The organism is Pseudomonas sp. lyk4-R2A-8 (assembly GCF_030209095.1).
GTDB lineage: Bacteria > Pseudomonadota > Gammaproteobacteria > Pseudomonadales > Pseudomonadaceae > Aquipseudomonas > Aquipseudomonas quebecensis.
In genome coordinates, this window is the sequence record NZ_JARVSS010000029.1 from 19,088 (window position 1) to 36,701 (window position 17,614).

The 17,614-nt window shown below is 48.7% G+C and carries 16 protein-coding genes; all 16 read right to left on the bottom strand.

Annotated features, from left to right (window positions below; translation table 11 throughout):
* Positions 1-27 precede the first annotated feature (27 nt).
* A complete protein-coding gene (locus tag QRN10_RS21935; protein ID WP_285429135.1) occupies positions 28-1,209 on the bottom strand; it encodes a DegT/DnrJ/EryC1/StrS family aminotransferase in 1,182 nt (393 codons plus the stop codon).
* Positions 1,210-1,257: 48 nt separating this feature from the next.
* Positions 1,258-1,884 (bottom strand): acetyltransferase, encoded by a 627-nt coding sequence (locus tag QRN10_RS21940; protein ID WP_253511423.1) that lies wholly within the window; start codon positions 1,882-1,884, stop codon positions 1,258-1,260.
* Entirely contained in the window at positions 1,884-2,477 is a 594-nt protein-coding gene (locus tag QRN10_RS21945) for a sugar transferase (RefSeq protein WP_181078298.1), read from the bottom strand. Before QRN10_RS21945 ends, QRN10_RS21940 begins: the two co-directional genes overlap by 1 nt.
* 23 nt (positions 2,478-2,500) lie before the next feature.
* On the bottom strand, positions 2,501-3,661 hold the full coding sequence (locus QRN10_RS21950; RefSeq protein ID WP_285429136.1) for a glycosyltransferase: 1,161 nt from the start codon (positions 3,659-3,661) through the stop codon (positions 2,501-2,503).
* Between the two features lie 72 nt (positions 3,662-3,733).
* Positions 3,734-4,678, bottom strand: coding sequence for an NAD-dependent epimerase/dehydratase family protein (locus tag QRN10_RS21955; RefSeq protein ID WP_181078252.1), 945 nt, complete (start codon positions 4,676-4,678; stop codon positions 3,734-3,736).
* 37 nt (positions 4,679-4,715) lie between these two features.
* Entirely contained in the window at positions 4,716-5,906 is a 1,191-nt protein-coding gene (locus tag QRN10_RS21960; protein WP_285429137.1) for a hypothetical protein, read from the bottom strand.
* A gap of 101 nt (positions 5,907-6,007) precedes the next feature.
* On the bottom strand, positions 6,008-6,922 hold the full coding sequence (locus QRN10_RS21965) for a glycosyltransferase family 2 protein (RefSeq protein ID WP_285429138.1): 915 nt from the start codon (positions 6,920-6,922) through the stop codon (positions 6,008-6,010).
* 7 nt (positions 6,923-6,929) lie between these two features.
* The gene (locus QRN10_RS21970; RefSeq protein WP_285429139.1) at positions 6,930-8,432 is read right to left on the bottom strand and encodes an oligosaccharide flippase family protein; all 1,503 of its coding nucleotides are present in this window, start codon (positions 8,430-8,432) and stop codon (positions 6,930-6,932) included.
* 58 nt (positions 8,433-8,490) lie between these two features.
* The gene (locus tag QRN10_RS21975; protein WP_181078244.1) at positions 8,491-9,606 is read right to left on the bottom strand and encodes a DegT/DnrJ/EryC1/StrS family aminotransferase; all 1,116 of its coding nucleotides are present in this window, start codon (positions 9,604-9,606) and stop codon (positions 8,491-8,493) included.
* A 409-nt stretch (positions 9,607-10,015) separates the two neighbouring features.
* Entirely contained in the window at positions 10,016-11,344 is a 1,329-nt protein-coding gene (locus tag QRN10_RS21980) for a Wzz/FepE/Etk N-terminal domain-containing protein (protein ID WP_181078242.1), read from the bottom strand.
* 408 nt (positions 11,345-11,752) lie between these two features.
* The gene (locus QRN10_RS21985; protein ID WP_253511416.1) at positions 11,753-11,995 is read right to left on the bottom strand and encodes a LapA family protein; all 243 of its coding nucleotides are present in this window, start codon (positions 11,993-11,995) and stop codon (positions 11,753-11,755) included.
* Positions 11,996-12,019: 24 nt separating this feature from the next.
* Positions 12,020-12,316, bottom strand: coding sequence for an integration host factor subunit beta (gene ihfB / locus QRN10_RS21990; RefSeq protein ID WP_003189779.1), 297 nt, complete (start codon positions 12,314-12,316; stop codon positions 12,020-12,022).
* A 130-nt stretch (positions 12,317-12,446) separates the two neighbouring features.
* Positions 12,447-12,731 carry a hypothetical protein gene (locus QRN10_RS21995; RefSeq protein WP_181078239.1) on the bottom strand — a complete coding sequence of 95 codons (285 nt, stop codon included), beginning with the start codon at positions 12,729-12,731 and terminating at the stop codon, positions 12,447-12,449.
* A 162-nt stretch (positions 12,732-12,893) separates the two neighbouring features.
* The gene (gene rpsA, locus QRN10_RS22000; protein WP_124361860.1) at positions 12,894-14,579 is read right to left on the bottom strand and encodes a 30S ribosomal protein S1; all 1,686 of its coding nucleotides are present in this window, start codon (positions 14,577-14,579) and stop codon (positions 12,894-12,896) included.
* Positions 14,580-14,698: 119 nt separating this feature from the next.
* Positions 14,699-15,388: a (d)CMP kinase gene (cmk, locus tag QRN10_RS22005; RefSeq protein WP_181078237.1), complete on the bottom strand. Its 690-nt coding sequence runs from the start codon at positions 15,386-15,388 to the stop codon at positions 14,699-14,701.
* Positions 15,385-17,595 carry a bifunctional prephenate dehydrogenase/3-phosphoshikimate 1-carboxyvinyltransferase gene (locus tag QRN10_RS22010; RefSeq protein ID WP_285429168.1) on the bottom strand — a complete coding sequence of 737 codons (2,211 nt, stop codon included), beginning with the start codon at positions 17,593-17,595 and terminating at the stop codon, positions 15,385-15,387. Before QRN10_RS22010 ends, cmk begins: the two co-directional genes overlap by 4 nt.
* Between the last annotated feature and the right edge of the window lie 19 nt (positions 17,596-17,614).

Consider the following 17,614-nt stretch of genomic DNA (forward strand, 5'->3'; position numbering starts at 1 on the left):
ATTATACAAGAGCAAAAATAATATGCACTAATTGGATTCGGTAGCGAGCATTAGTACGTCTTCCAATACATTACATGTTTTATTTATCTCCTCATCGGTAAGAGTAGGATGGACCAAAAACATCAAACTGGTCTCTCCCAGTTTCTGAGCAACGCACAGGCGCTCTACTGGACGCCAGCCCGTATTGTCAAACGCTTTCTCAAGGTATACCTCTGAGCAAGAGCCAGAATAACAAGGAACTCCGCGCGAAATAATCTCCTGAATAATACGATCTCGGTTCCAGCCCGCAGCTAGCTTCTCAGATCGTACAAAGATGTAGCACTTATAAGCCGCATGTTCGATATCCGACGGAATCGCTGGGACCCTCAATCCATCCAATTTGGAAGCCCGCTCCCAAATCTGTATGGCATTAGAAAGGCGAGCGGCGTGCCACTCAGGCATTTTTCGCAGTTGGATTCGGCCTAGTACCGCTTGGACTTCAAGCATTCTCCAATTCGTACCAAAACTCTCATGCAGCCAGTTAAAACCAGGAGAGTGTGGCCGTTCGTATACGGCCTCCCAGCTTTTGCCATGATCTTTAAAAGACCACATAGTTGACCACAAGTAACGATCATTGGTGGTAACCATACCGCCCTCACCACCAGTGGTCATAATTTTATCCTGGCAAAACGACCAAGCCCCCACATGTCCTATAGAACCAACAGCGCGACCTTTGTAACGGGCACCATGCGCCTGAGCACAATCTTCGACCACCTTCAGGTTATATTGCTCAGCCAGCTCCATGATTGGGTCCATATCACACGGCCAGCCGGCGAGGTGCACACATATAATCGCTTTTGTTTTGGGCGTAAGAACCGCACGGATCGTTTCTGCAGTAATATTTTGAGTATCCGCATCCACCTCGGCAAAAACAGGTTTAGCTCCTGAATTTACGATACTCGACACCGAGGCAAGAAACGTGCGTGGAGTAACTACGACTTCATGTCCTGGACCGACACCTAATGCTTTAAGCGCCAGATCAAGCGCTACAGTGCCGTTGGTCAGTGCAATTGCGTATTGGGTTCCTGCCCAAGCGGCAAACTCCTTTTCTAGCTCGCGACACTCCTGCCCCGTCCAATAATTGACCCTGTTGGACAAAATTACATCTTTTACCGCGTCAGCCTCCTCCTCAGAGAATGAAGGCCAAACAGAAAATGGAGTATTTAGCACTGACAAATCCGTCTATTCAAAAAATAAAAAATCCGTAAACCGGACGCCTCAAGAACTCTTCACAGGGCGGGCTGGGACGCCTACGACCACAAGGTCATCGTAAATATCTTTAACGACCGCCGACCCAGCGCCCACAGTCACCCGCATACCAATACAGACCATTTGTTTTACGCAAGAGCCTATGCCCACCCAGGAGTAGTCCCCTACGGTTACGTTCCCGGCCAGCCTGGCGCCAGGACATATGTGCACATTAGTGCCCAATACGCAGTCATGGTCAACACTGGACCCTGTATTGATAATCGCACCGGTTCCAATAATTGCACATGCGTTGACACAAGCACCAGCAAACACAACTGATCCCCTGCCAATTTCGGCGTACCTGCTCACCGTCGCACTCGGATGGACGATACTGACAATTTCCGCCCCCGCAGACTCAAGCAAGCTCAACTTTTCGCCCCTTGCCTGGTTATGGCCGATCGCAACGATGACCCCCTGAAACTCATCGAGCCGCTTTAACAAATCAGAAGTCGTGCCGCAGATCTCCCAACCGGCATTCTGCGAACGGTCCGGCCAAGAATCCTCGAAAAAGCTGATATGAGCCCATCCGCAACACTCAGCGGCATCAGCAACAACCTTGCCATGGCCGCCAGCCCCAAGGATCGCAAGCTTCTTCATCAGTTTTTTCCTGTAAATTTAGACATCGTTACTTCGCCTTCGGCCCCGATACCTTCACGTGCAATTACTTTTTTTATCGTTAAGAACAGAATCTTTATATCCAACCAAAGCGATCTGTTTTCCACATACCATACATCCAACTTAAATTTCTCCTGCCAACTCAACGAGTTGCGACCGTTAACTTGCGCCCAGCCAGTTACCCCTGGACGCACCTCATGCCGACGATTTTCCTCAGGACTGTAGAGAGGTAAATATTCTGGCAACAGAGGTCGAGGCCCCACCAAACTCATATCGCCCCTCAGTACGTTCCATAATCCAGGTAGTTCATCTAGACTACTGGCCCTTAAGAAAGAGCCGAATTTAGTCATTCGTTGAGCGTCAGGCAATGGCAAGCCATCATCACCATTGGCATCCAGCATTGTACGGAACTTGAATATTTCGAAACTGGTGCCATTGATACCTGTCCGCGTCTGGTTAAAAAGCACCGGACTGCCAAGCTTTTTCTTGACAAGTACTGCGACTAGGATTAGTGCCGGAGACAAGATCAACAGCATGAGAAAAGCAACGACTATATCAATAACTCTTTTCATCATAAAACCTGTAAAACGACGATTTATCATTTACGGCTGAGCGCCTCGTACTCATCGACCAAGCACTTGGAAACTACCGCCGTATCGAATTTCTCTTCGGCACGGTTTTGTGCGTAAGTGGCCATTTTGAGCCGAAGCGCATCGTCGTCAAGCAAAAGCGATAGTGCGCTCGCGAGGGCCTCTTCATCACGCACGGGAACGAGCAGACCAGATTTTTCGTGTACAACTGCATCGGTTAGACCGTATATCGATGTACCGACTGTAGGCGTGCCCATTGCAGCAGCTTCGATGACTACGGTGCCAAACCCTTCCCGATAGCTGGGCAAACACAGAATATCAGCCATCCGCATGTACTTTTCCGGCTCATTTGAAAAACCTAAAAACTTAACCCTTTGAGATGTTAGCGGGTTAATCGCAGACAGTGCCAACCGCCCATCTTCTTCAAGAGGCCCGACCAAAACGAGATACGTGTCCGCGTTGGTCGCGCATAGAGTATTGAAAGCGCCGACTAACTCCTTAATACCTTTATCGGCAGTTATTCTACCAACGAAGAGTATGACTTTAGATCCAAGGGGTAGACCGATAGAGGACTTAAATTCGAAAATCTCTTCGTCACTATATCGATCTCGTCGAAAACGCTTTAAATCTATTCCCGCAACTGAGCCTTCACCTAATACTGATATTTTCCTTTTTGATACAATACCATTGGCAATTAGGAATTCCATCTGACTATTGCTGTCTGCGTAGCACTTAGTATTCAAAAAACCGATCAGCTTATCGCAATTTTTAAGTAATAGACTTTTAAAACCATTCATCGTTGCCCAAGGTTGACCGGTGAACGTGTGCAACCTTACCTTGTTACCTGCCAGCTTTCCGGCAAGAGCACACAGCAGGCCTGCTTTGGGTGTCGTAGAGTGGATAATGTCAAATTGTTTTCGTCGAAAAATTAAAAACAACGCAATTAAACCGATAAAATCATTAATTAAATCAATTTTTCTGGGAATATTAACAATACTAAAGGTTATATCTTTAATATCGCGTACTTCATTGGAGTGCTCCCCATCACTGGTGATAACATGGACATCAGCACCAGCTTCCGTTAAATAATGAAGTTGCTTTCTCAAATGAGCAACGACAAAAATCGGCACTGTTGCGACTCTAGCTATTTTAAGACTTTTAACGGTCACTTATCCTCTCCCCTGACGTAGCAATGCAATTTCGCTTGGGATACAAACTCCCTTTAAGCCGAGAAACTGATATTATTTGGAAACCACCTCACCAATGTGTACAGGCACCGAACGCTTAGGTACGAAACCTAACTCTGTCTTAAGTTTTTCCGTACTATAAGTTGTTTGACTCACGAGCGAATCAATTCGTTCCTGAGTGACCGGAGCTGACATGATGAAGCGAGTAAAATAGGCCCCCATCCTTACTAGAAACTCCGGAAACCGATATTTTGGATAGGGCACGCCCATAGCATCAGCTAGACCATTGATCAACGCTTCCAATGGACAATCGTTAGAAACATTGTAGATGTTGTTTTTTGCACGCTCGTCAATACCCGCTTTAATCAACACATCTACCACATCGTCAACATGCACATACGTAGAAATTGCGCCTCGTGCACCAACGAAAAAAAACAAGCCACGTTTGATCAAACTCGCTAACTGGCGCAATGATGAATTAGGCATATCGGCTGCAAAGATGTTAGAGGGCCGGATTATACTAAAAGTAAAACTTCCTGTAGCCGCCGATTTAATGATCAATTCATCAGCTTCAGTTTTCGTGTTTTCATAAGGCCCCTTTGGATTTGAAGGTGTCGACTCATCCACAACCCTGCTTCCGCGTGCAGAACCATAGGCTCCTACGCTACTCAACTGAACCAAATGAATTTTCTTAGTAGGTTCGCGCTTTTGCCGGCTGATTGATGCGAGAATCTTTTGCATAGCACCAACGTGCAGATCGTGCATAGCTGACTCATTACGAATCTCACCTGCACAGTTGTAAATAACATCGCAACCTTGGACTAGCCTATCAAAATCCAAGTCTCCAGAGACCAAATCGCCACATATATATTCAATAGAATCATGCGAGTCGTAATTAGATCTTCTACTGAGAATACGAACATCGTGACCTGCGAGGACCAACGAAGCCAACAGCCTAGCGCCGACAAACCCACTCGCGCCAAATATTAATACCTTCACAAAGCAACCTCCAATTACTGAACGTCCACGACCTAGCTCATTCTTCCGCTATTTCTACGAGCTTTTTGTTACGAAAGATTTTGTTCCTATAGGCGCTTTTCAAATCAGCAGCATGAAGATATAACACAATCGAGAATAACGGCATCACTTGCAAACCCTTCGATGTGATAATTAGAAAAAGTGCGATAAGCGAAAGCGCAAACAACCTAATGTCTATTCTGCCAGGAAAATAGCTGTCAAATAACAAGCTTATTAGACAGTGCGAATTCAGTAATATAAAAATTAGCAGCGAACCCAAACCAGAGAAATAGAGTATTCGCAGATAGCCAATATCCGTACCCATATAAAACTCCAGCGCATCTGCACTTCCCGAAAAATATTTACCTGCACCAAACAGATATACGTCAATCGAGCTCGGAAAAATATACATATCAGCCATCCCTGCAACACTATGACTCGATAGCTGCCCGTCATCTAGATAATTTCGAAAAAGCTCCGTAGCCTCATAAAATGGACCTGACGTTACAAAGAGGCCAATGGTCAGCATAAGAAAAAATGAAACAAGCAAAATCATCTTAAAACTAATGCCCCGACGAATAACACCAAAAATAACGTACGCTACTATTGCACTTCTCGCCATAGCCATCGAAATTGGGAGCATAAATATCAGGAAGATGTTCTTAAGAACACTCGAACCAGATATCAAAATATAATAAAAAGCCGCCACGATTAACATCAGCGCGCCGTCAACATGAAAGAGACCAAAGCCAAGCGCACGTAGGCCATATACATACTGGAAAACTTCTGCTGACCTCGGGGATATAAATCCTAATAAGAAGGCATAGACCGATGCATTCAAGACCGACATCACGATTACAAAAAGTTGGAAAAGCAACCATATAAGTAAAGCTTGAGGCTTATCTTTCAACACTCTATAAACGACATATCCAAAAAAGAAGTTTAAAATAATTTTACTAGACAATACAAAATGAAAAAAAAGGTCTTGCAATGTGCCACTACCATACCAACAGGCAAATATGCCACCCAATAACCAGACCGTGAATAATCCAAAAAAAACTAGCATCAGCGAGCCTTTAATGAACATCATTCTGAAAAAACCGAGCAGAAAAAATGGTATCAATAAAATCGCCATAGGCAATTCTGTCCCATATACGCGGGGAAATCCGAGCACCAGCAATAATACCAGCATAGAGGTAGGTAACGACATTTCCCTGTTTCTCATTACGTTAGCCGCCTATCTGTTAAACTATTCATTTTCGCTAGAACAACAAAAAATTATGGAGAATTAAAATACGTCTTAAATTTTCATTATATATTAGAACGGCGACTGATCTTGTAAAACCTATAAAGCTCAACTAAATCAGCTACACGTGGAATCGCCTTTGCCTTTATCAACACTTTCAAAGCATATTTCGTGCTACTTCTTAAGTGCAGTGCATCCAATATCAAGGTCATCAGTGCACGAGCAGCAATTTCCTTCCTAAACTCGGGATACCTGTCTAAGAAATCAAGCTGGCTATTGCTTACAAACCTCCTCATTTGGTCGGTTGGCTTGCCACCGCTGGATAATCCTGCCGAATGTAAGCGGTACATTCCTAGTACATCTTCGAGAACGTAAGCATAACCCCCACCTAAAAGACGTACTGAAACATACCAATCAAATGCATCGATTGTGCATGTATCGTCCCAAAAATATCTTTCAACGCGGTACATTGTGGAGCTGTGGACGGCTACCGAACCGTACAATAATAAGTCGCGAACAAATAACTTACGTTCAATAATGGGCGACCCCACGGCAGGCCGCACATAAGTGGCGCCTACTGAGTTAAAAAATTTAGCTTGGTGCCAGACCAAGTTGCATCCTTCGTTCTGATCGAGATAGTCTGCCTGCCTTTGCAACTTCCCCGCGCACATTAGATCATCCCCATCGATGTGGGCTACATATTGACCGCGCGCACGAGCATGAACAGATGTATAGTTACTTGTAAAACCAACGTTTTTCTCATGATAAACAGGTACAATTAGATTTGGATAGTTTTCCGCAAATTCTGAAATTATTTTTTTTGTGTCATCCGTAGACGCGTCATCTCCTACAATTATTTCAAAATCAAAATCACATACTTGATCCACGATACTCTGCAAGCACGCCCCTATATATTTTTCCTGATTATAGGAAACTACGCATACCGAAACCTTATAACTAGTTACTTTAATTTCATTCATAACATTTTCATCCTCTAGCTAGGACCTTACTGGAAAATATAGATCTGCTATAGGAGGATCCTAATATTGCAGTTGCTAATACGACCAACCCGAAAAAGGTTAAATAGACAAAGCTATTACCATTGTAGTGGAAAACCTTTAGCATGACGTATTCGAATAAGGCACCAATTAATATTGCGGGAAAAATAATGGTGAGAACGTCTCTCATAATCCACTTCAGATGAATGCCTGGCTCAAGTTTATAGTGAACATAAGCAACCCATACAAATAGATAAATGGCGTTCATCGCCACCCAGACAATACCTGCACCTATGGCGCCATATTCTCTTGCCGCCAAGATTATCAGCGGAATCAAAAATAAAAGCAGTCCTAAATTGCCGAACAGGTGATATTTTAAATTACCCTTTGCATACTGGAGATAGTAAGGAAAAGCACCAATTGAAAGAATCCCGTTACCTACGCTGTACAATGAAAGTATTGGAGAAACTTCCTGTGCAAGTTTTGCATCTCCCGTCCATAGGTATACCACCGTCTCAGAACAGAAGAACATTGTGATCGCTGCTGCACCTGAGATGACACTGACTATTTGCGTGGCATCACGATAAACCTTAATCAGATCCGACCTCATATTCTCCATATGTAATTTCGCCATTCTTGGCATGATCGCCAAACTGATAGGTCCACTGATGACCATAATACCGCTAGCCATTAGCACCGCTAGAGTAAAGTGCCCATATTCGGACAACGCTAGCACGTTAGATAAAATTAACTTATCCGACTGGGTTACCAGTATCCAAACCGCAGATGTAAAAGCGATAGAAAGAGAAAATTTTAAGACTGGCTTGATCGGCTCTATAGACCAACCTATTCGCTCAGCTCCCAATATTGGAAGTAGTAAACGGCTTTTATAGAAAAGACCAACCACTTCTATGACCGACACTAATAATTGAAACCAAAAGAAAACAAAGGGTGTCGCGCCATATAACAACATAACAGGTAATACGACGACGAAACGTAGTGTTGCAATGATTACGTTAAAAGCACTCAACCATATTATCTGCTCTGAACCGGATACCACGCCGCGATACAGTCCACCAATCCAGCGAAGTGCGATTGTAATAGCCATAATCTGAAGCGCTGTTTGAATGTCATTTGCACTCAAAGCTACTGGTTTCAACCAACTGGCACTTATTTTTTCAGAGAGGAAAAAAAGTACCCCGCCACCGATGAAAGCCAAGCCGTAAAAAATACAACTAAGCACCCGAAACAATCTGCGAAACTCTACACCGCCGGAAGCGCCCGCCCTATAACGCGCTGTTTCACGGCCTATCGTTGGGGTCAACCCCATGTCCAATAGACTGAACCAAGCTTGAAGCATTGTGAAGAAACCTATCAATCCATAGGCCTCTGCCCCCATATACCGTATGTATAATGGCAGTATTAAAACACCTATCAAGGCCACGTATATTTGACTTACGTAACCTGAAATTATGTTCCCTTTCAAACTCAATTCTATTATTCCCTGACATAACTAAGCACTGGAAAATTTCGTTATTTTTATTTGAAAATTAACTGCAACTATTTTCAATCAAAGATATAACTTTCTCTTGATCATCTTCACTCATATCTGGAAATATTGGCAAGCAGAGGACTTTCAGCGAAACTCTGTTAGCAACCGGAAGATTATCCGCGCGTGAAGATTGCATACCTCGATACATAGGAAACTCACTAATAAGCGGAAAAAAGTAACGGCGAGCATAAATACCGTTATTTTTTAGCATTTCATAAAGAGCATCTCGGCTTAATGGGAATTTATCGTCTATCAAAATAGGAAAATAAGAGTAATTTGCAACTTTCTGATTACTATGACCCACAACCGTAATTCCACTAATTTTACTTAGCCTTTCACGATATTTTTCGTCTACTTTACGCCGCCCGGCGAAGATAGAATCAATATATTTTAACTGTAGAAGTCCAAAAGCAGCATTAATCTCGCTCATCTTGCCATTTATACCTGGCGCCACTACTGTAACCTCATCTACAAAACCAAAATTTTTCAGATGATCAATACGCTGTTTAGTTTTTGCATCAGGACAAATAATCGCTCCACCTTCAAACGTGTTAAAAACTTTAGTTGCATGAAAACTCAATACGCTTAGGTCGCCATGGCGCAGTACGCTTCCGCCTGCATCCGTGACACCGAAAGCATGCGCAGCATCGTAGATAACTTTAATATTATAGTTATCTGCAATTTTTTGTATTGCCTGGACATCACACGGATTTCCGTAACAATGGACTGGCATAATGGCTGTAGTCTGAGGTGTTATCGCTGCTTCGATTTTTTGAGGGTCAATATTCAAGGTGTCCGGATCAATATCTACAAATACTGGCTTTATACCGTTCCACAATAAAGAATGCGCTGTTGCGACGAAAGAGTATGGAGTCGTGATGACCTCCCCACCTATCCGCAGCGATTGCAAGGCCGTGAGCAATGCAATGGTGCCATTATTGAATAACGCGATGTGCTCAACATTCAAATACTCACACAACGCGCGCTCAAGCTGCTGATGCATCGCACCACCATTGGTGAGTATTTTATTCTGCCAAATTTGCTCCAAATAAGGCATAAATTCCGCAAGAGGCGGCAAAAATGGCTGGGTTACATAAACAGGTTTATCGCTCATCCTATATTCCTAACCAAAAATGAAGCCGCCATTCACGGCCAAAATCCAAAACATAAATACTACACTTAGTACCTATGCTTCCCCCCTCCCAGTTTCGCACCGTCCATGAGTGAGAAGCACATTTGCAGAATAATAACATGCCTGCAGTCAGTCCATTAAAAACCGCACCGACGCGCGAAATATGCCAAAACAAGGCCTTTTGCTACCACCTTTCAATTCAGCAGCTCACCAGGTAACTTTTTTGTCACACGACGAAACGCTTACAGCCGGGCGATTGCCAGGATTGCTGGCCGCCAAGGTCTACACTCGTGACGAGCCTTAGTGATTCGAAGTCCTGGCTCTAGAACGCATAGAGGCCTCGGCCATCCAGGTTGAACGCTACCCTACTCTATCTGCGCAGACCGAAACCTCAAATTTTTCGCACGCTGTCTCCGTGATCCCCGGAATAGCAAATCTGGTCTTTAGAGGTGAGAATAGCGCGCTGCCGCACAAAATACTGGCATCCAGTCAGCAACAAACCCAGTATCAAACCGACAGTCAACCCAAGCACGATAATCAATATTTTCCGGGGTTTAATAGGCGATCGCGGTTCGGAAGCCTGCTGATCAATTACAACCAGTTTAAGTGACGTCATATCTTTACCTAAGCCATTCAGCCTCGCCATTTCGGCACGTAATGGCTCTACACCGCTGAGGAACAATTCTTCATTTTTTCGATCATTGAGAATATCCACTTCACGGTTAGTCTCAAGCAGCTTCAGCTCTTTGGCTATTTCAGCCAAACGCCCTTCAGTGAAATCATCTGATTTCCGCTGTTTCATAACAAAGCGCTCAGCTTCCAATGCCTCTGTCCCCATGAAGTACAAAGGAAGCTGCTGACTATTTACTTCTGTATGCATCACATTGTAAGCAGCATTGCCGCTTTCAGAGAAAGAAGATGGCGTACTCGGTTTACGTATACCCAACGTTCTCGCTATGCTTATTGCCTCATTGAGTTGACTCAAACGATTCGTTCTTAGAATTTTCAATTGATTGCGCCGGGCATTTAACTCATCTTGTAGCTGTCCGCGCCTCAGCTGATCAGCTTCAGCTAGCTTAGCAATCCGAATTTCTTTTTCCATCTCATAATTTGAGCGAGCAACTTCATATCTGCCTTTTAATTCATTCAACCGATTATTAACTATCACTTCAAGATCAGCTGCAATCTGCCGACGCTCTATATTGATAGCGTAATCTACCAGGGTATTAAGTATAGTTACGCCATCAACATATTTAGGATAAGTTAACTCTATATTTAAATATGAGTTAAGCGTATTTCCTTTTTTTATATCTGGCCCCTGAATTCTGATGGAATCCCTATTGAACTCTTCAAAGCTTTGCTCAAGCGTACGCCCGGGCTGAACAAAAGGCTCAAATAGATTTTGGTTAGCCCGAAAAAAAGCCAAACGTGTTTCATAAGATTCTAGGGCAGCTCCAACCTTAATCAGTGCATTTTCAGGAGAAAGCTGATAGATATTTGAACGATTAAGCGCATCTAATTCATTGATAGCCGCCGGACGCAGCACGCTATTCACACGATATTCGGGCTTTGAGAAAAATGCATAACTTGCCGAGAGTAGACCGGCACTTGCAACGGCAATAAAAATTGTGGTCTTTTTTTGCCATATGAAGCGTACCAGTGCAAATAGATCGACTTCATCAGACAAGTGAGCCGAGGGGACGCGAAAACTGCTAGTCACAACAAAAACCTGCCTTCAAAGAGAAACTGCGGGCTCGTTATGCAGACAAAATTGTGTTTTTTACTCTAATTAGATGACCGCCAAAACCCAGCGTCTCTGCCAAATTTTGAGCGCACAAAATGCCCGTTATCGAGAACAGATTTCATTTTGCCATCTCGCTAACATATTACAAGGCTTGACATATCTGTAAGGCGCTTCCTATGCGCCTAGGGACAACCCTTACGAGACACGTGCGACGTTAGCGTAATAAAGATGAAACGGCGGCGCTCAATGATATGGCGAGAAAACCGGCGTAGAGGGGAGACATCATCTTCATGCTGTCTGAAATTCCAGAATGAACAGATGAAAAAAAATCCGACAGACGGTAAGAACGTTTCTATTCGCTTCCAGCGGCGCTGACCGCGCCAGCTAGGATTGAGCGCTCTGAATCGGCTTACGTCGCCGACTACGCATCATCATGCCCAACAGCGGCCCTATCAGCATGCCGACGATCAGTGCCAGCACGACGAATACTGATACGGGAAACTGCCCGCTCGTCTGGCCCAGTAACGACAGCGATACACTCTGTTGGTTTTCAAGCACGAAGGCCAAAACCACAAAAGCTACAAGCAACACCGCAACCACCAGTGCAACGCGCTTAACCCCACGCATAACCTTCTCCTACCCCAAAAACACTCAGACGCCCTCTTCCTCTTCCTCGTTCACCCGGTCGCGCAATTCCTTGCCCGGCTTGAAGTGGGGAACGAACTTTCCGTCGAGGCTGACGGATTGGCCGGTCTTTGGGTTGCGGCCTACGCGTGGTGCGCGGTAGTGCAGGGAGAAACTGCCGAAGCCGCGAATTTCGATGCGATCTCCGGTGGCAAGGCATTGGGACATTTGCTCAAGCATGGTCTTGATAGCCAGCTCCACATCCTTGGATGAGAGCAGCCCTTGATGGGTGACAATTCGTTCGATCAACTCCGACTTCGTCATATTTTTCCCTTCTTTTTCAAGCAGCTAGGAAAAGCGCTTCAAAGGTTTTAGCATGACTTGATGAATTTGAACAGCCCGTGCATAAACTTATATACGACTGAATAAACACTGACGAACAGAGCTCCTTAGGCTATTTGCAGATTACGAGCATCTTGCGTGTGACGGCTCCTGCCGGGTTCCATCCGAACAAGTAGTCGCCCTCTTCATCCGTGGCGTCGCTGGAGCGCGTGATGACCTTGTAGCCCTGCATCTTGCACTCGCGTGCAGCGCGCTTCTCGCACTTCTCCCACTTGTTGCCTAAGCCCGAGCAGTCGATCTCTACACCGCTGACGCCGCGCTTCACATAAGTTTTTGCACTGGTGCTTGCGCACCCTGCCAGCATTACCAGGGCGAGCACTACGATAAGCCTGTTCATCCGAATCCTTATTGAAACAACAGCGTTGGTGAAGTCTTTCTGAAGACTATAGTCACTTCCGACACTGAGCTGAACGCGTTGGTTCTAAGTTGTTGATTCAACAAATTTCAGGCACAAAAAAGGGCGACCGAAGTCGCCCTTTTCCTACAGCTTTTACAGAACTTAGTTCTGCTTAGCCATCGCTTCGCGCAGCAGGGAGGCCATGGTGGTCTCGCCAGTTGCAGCTGCCGGAGCTTCTTTCAGGCTCTGGATAGCTTCTTTCTCTTCAACTTCGTCTTTCGACTTGATGGAGAGTTGGATTACGCGGCTCTTGCGGTCAACGCTGATGATCTTGGCTTCTACTTCCTGGCCTTCTTTCAGTACGTTGCGCGCGTCTTCAACGCGGTCACGGCTGATTTCGGAGGCTTTCAGAGTCGCTTCGATATCGTCGGCCAGAGTGATGATGGCGCCTTTAGCGTCAACTTCTTTCACAGTGCCCTTAACGATTGCGCCTTTGTCGTTCTCTTGAACGTACTCGGAGAACGGATCGCTTTCCAGTTGCTTGATACCCAGGGAGATGCGCTCGCGCTCTGGGTCAACCGACAGGATAACGGTGTCCAGCTCGTCGCCCTTCTTGAAACGACGAACAGCTTCTTCGCCCACTTCGTTCCAGGAGATGTCGGACAGGTGAACCAGGCCGTCGATGCCGCCGTCCAGACCAATGAAGATACCGAAATCGGTGATCGACTTGATGGTGCCGGAGATTTTATCGCCCTTGTTGAACTGGCCAGAGAAATCTTCCCATGGGTTAGATTTGCACTGCTTGATGCCCAGGGAGATACGACGACGCTCTTCGTCGATGTCCAGAACCATAACTTCCACTTCGTCGCCGACTTGTACGACTTTCGAAGGGTGGATGTTCTTGTTGGTCCAGTCCATTTCGGAAACGTGTACCAGGCCTTCCACGCCTTCTTCCAGCTCAGCGAAGCAGCCGTAGTCGGTCAGGTTGGTAACACGTGCGGTCACGCGAGTGCCTTCTGGGTAACGTGCTTTGATAGCAACCCATGGATCTTCGCCCAGCTGCTTCAAGCCCAGGGAAACGCGGTTGCGCTCACGATCGTACTTCAGAACCTTGACATCGATCTCGTCGCCAACGTTGACGATTTCGGAAGGATGCTTGATACGCTTCCAAGCCATGTCGGTAATGTGCAGCAGGCCATCGACGCCACCCAGATCGACAAATGCGCCGTAATCGGTGAGGTTTTTGACGATACCTTTGACTTGTTGGCCTTCCTGCAGGGATTCCAGCAGAGCTTCACGCTCGGCGGAGTTCTCTGCTTCCAGGACGCTGCGACGGGAAACGACAACGTTGTTGCGCTTCTGGTCGAGCTTGATGACCTTGAATTCGAGTTCTTTGCCTTCCAGGTGCGTGGTGTCGCGCACTGGACGAACGTCGACCAAAGAACCTGGCAGGAACGCACGGATGCCGTTAACGTCGACAGTGAAGCCGCCTTTAACCTTACCGTTGATAACGCCCTTGACCACTTCTTCAGCTGCGAAGGCTGCTTCGAGAACAATCCAGCATTCAGCGCGCTTGGCTTTTTCACGGGACAGCTTGGTTTCACCGAAACCGTCTTCAACCGAGTCCAGAGCAACGTGAACTTCGTCACCAACATTGATTGTCAGATCACCAGCATCGTTGTAGAACTGTTCCAGCGGGATCAGAGCTTCAGACTTCAGACCAGCGTGAACGGTTACCCAGCGAGCTTGGTAATCGATATCAACGATAACACCGGTGATGATGGAGCCTGCCTGAAGGTTCAGGGTTTTTAGGCTTTCTTCAAAGAGTTCCGCAAAGCTTTCGCTCATTTTAATTCCTGTTGATAAGGGCGAAGAATACGCCCATCTCCACACCCCAGACGGTGTGGGTCAGTTTCAATTAAAAGAAGCACCACAGGACTATGACTGGTCCCCTGCAGCCTTCTTGGTCACCCGGCGATGTCGCGAATGGCGATCTCGCTCATGATGCGTTCCAGCACCTGATCGATGGACAACTCCGTGGAATCCAGCTGGATGGCATCAGCCGCCGGTTTGAGCGGGGCTACTGCGCGCTGGGTATCACGCTCATCGCGTGCACGGATCTCATCTAGCAGACTCGACAGACTAACACCATCGACTTTTCCCTTCAACTGCAAGTAGCGGCGGCGCGCCCGTTCCTCGGCGCTGGCCGTCAGGAAAATCTTCAGCGGCGCGTCGGGAAACACCACGGTGCCCATGTCGCGGCCGTCGGCCACCAGCCCCGGCGCTTCCTGGAAAGCCCGCTGACGCTGCAGCAACGCGTCACGCACCGCCGGCAGCGCGGCAACCTGGGAGGCCAAGGAGCCTACCTGTTCGTTACGCAGGTCGTCCGTCACATCATCGCCTTCGAGGATGATGCGCTGGGGGTGGCCTTCCGTCGCCCCGACGAACTGCACATCAAGGTGCGCCGCCAGCAGTTTCAGGGATTCCTCGTTGGTCAAATCGACGCCATGATTGCGCGCAGCAAATGCCAGCAGACGATACAGCGCGCCGGAATCCAACAGGCCCCAGCCGAGGCGCTTGGCCAGGATGCCGGCGATCGTGCCTTTACCCGAACCGCTTGGCCCGTCGATGGTTATCACCGGTGCTTTGATATTCACAATTGAGCCTCTTGGGCAACACGGATGCCGACTTGGGCACACAGTGTAAGAAAATTCGGAAAAGACGTAGCAACATTGGCGCAGTCATGGATACGAATCGGCGCCGCCGCCCTTAGAGCAGCCACACTGAAGGCCATCGCGATGCGGTGGTCGCCATGGGCATGAACCTCACCACCGGCCATCGGGCCACCGTCAATGATAAGCCCATCCGGGGTGGCTTCACACTTCACACCCAGCGCCGCCAGACCGTCGGCCATGACCTGGATGCGATCGGACTCCTTCACACGCAGCTCCTGGGCACCGCGCAACACAGTGCGCCCCGCAGCACACGCAGCCGCGATAAATAACACCGGAAACTCATCGATCGCCAACGGCACCAAAGCCTCGGGAATCTCGATACCTTTCAACGCCGCGGCGCGTACCCGCAGATCGGCAACCGGCTCCGCACCTACTTCGCGCAGGTTTTCCACGCGGATATCCGCGCCCATCAACCGCAGGATATCGATCACCCCAGTCCGCGTCGGATTGATACCAACGTGCTCCAGCACCAACTCCGAACCCTCGGCAATCGAAGCAGCCACCAGAAAGAACGCCGCCGAGGAGATATCCCCCGGCACTTCAATCGAGGTCGCCGCCAACGCATGGCCGGACTCGACCGACGCCGTCGCGCCCTCCACCGTCACCGGATAACCAAAACCACGCAGCATGCGTTCGGTATGATCGCGGGTCGGCGCGGGCTCAGTCACCGCAGTCCTGCCGTCGGCATACAGACCGGCCAGCAGCAGGCTGGATTTAACCTGGGCACTGGCCATCGGCAGCGTGTAGGTCAAGCCCTTCAATGGCTGGCCGCCACGGATGGTCAACGGCGGGCGACCTTGCGGGCCGGTCTCGATCAGCGCGCCCATCGCCCGCAGCGGCTCGGCCACGCGGTTCATCGGGCGCTTGGACAGCGACGCATCGCCGGTCAACACGCTGTCGAAGCGTTGCGCGGCCAGCAACCCGCAGAGCAGCCGCATGGACGTACCAGAGTTACCCAGATAAATCGGCCCGGGTGCAGGCTTCAAGCCATGCAGGCCCACACCATGGATGGTCACGCGACCATGGTGCGGCCCCTCGATCACCACCCCCATGTCGCGAAACGCCTGCAAGGTCGCCAGGGCATCTTCGCCCTCCAGGAAACCTTCGATCTCGGTTACGCCCTCGGCCAACGAGCCCAGCATGATCGACCGATGGGAGATCGACTTGTCGCCCGGCACCCGGATGCGACCGTTCAAGCGGCCACCCGGGTTGGCGAGAAACGTCAGCGCTTGGGCGTCCACAGCGGTTTCCATATAGGCCCGGCGAGCCAGGATCTTGCTGAAATGTTCACGCGCCACCCGCGCACGGGTGAACACCCCCAATAATTGACGGCCGTCCCCGGCATCCACCGCGTCGCGTAGGGCGTCGAGGTCGCTGCGGAAGGTGTCGAGCGTGCGCAACACCGCCTCGCGATTAGCCAGGAAGATGTCGTGCCACATCACCGGGTCGCTGCCGGCAATGCGCGTGAAATCGCGGAAACCACCGGCGGCATAACGAAAAATCTCAAGGTTCTCGTTGCGCTTGGCCAGCGAATCCACCAGACCAAACGCGAGCAGGTGCGGCAGATGACTGGTCGCCGCCAGCACTTCGTCGTGGCGTTCGACCTGCATATGCTCGACATCCGCCCCCAGCTCGCGCCACAAACGATCCACCATTGCCAGAGCCGCCGGATCGGTTTGCTCAAGCGGCGTGAGGATGACTTTGTGGCGGCGGAACAACTGCGCATTCGACGCCTCGACCCCGCTCTGCTCGGAGCCGGCAATCGGATGCCCAGGCACAAAGCGCGCCGGCATGCCGCCAAAGGCCAGTTGCGCCGCGCGCACCACGTTGCCCTTGGCACTGCCGACATCGGTAAGAATCGCTTGCCCAAGGTCCATCCGCGCCAGCACCGCGAGTAACTTCTCCATGGCCAGGATCGGTACGGCCAGCTGAATCACATCGGCCCCCTGGCACGCCAGCGCCAGGTCGGCTTCGCAGCGATCCACTACGCCCAGCTCAACCGCCAACTGGCGCGATTGCGGGTCCAGATCGACGCCTACCACCTCGCCGCATAGCCCGCTTTCACGCAGGCCCTTGGCGAATGAACCCCCGATCAACCCCAGGCCGACCACCACCAGGCGACCGATCATAGGCACAACAGGTTGCAAT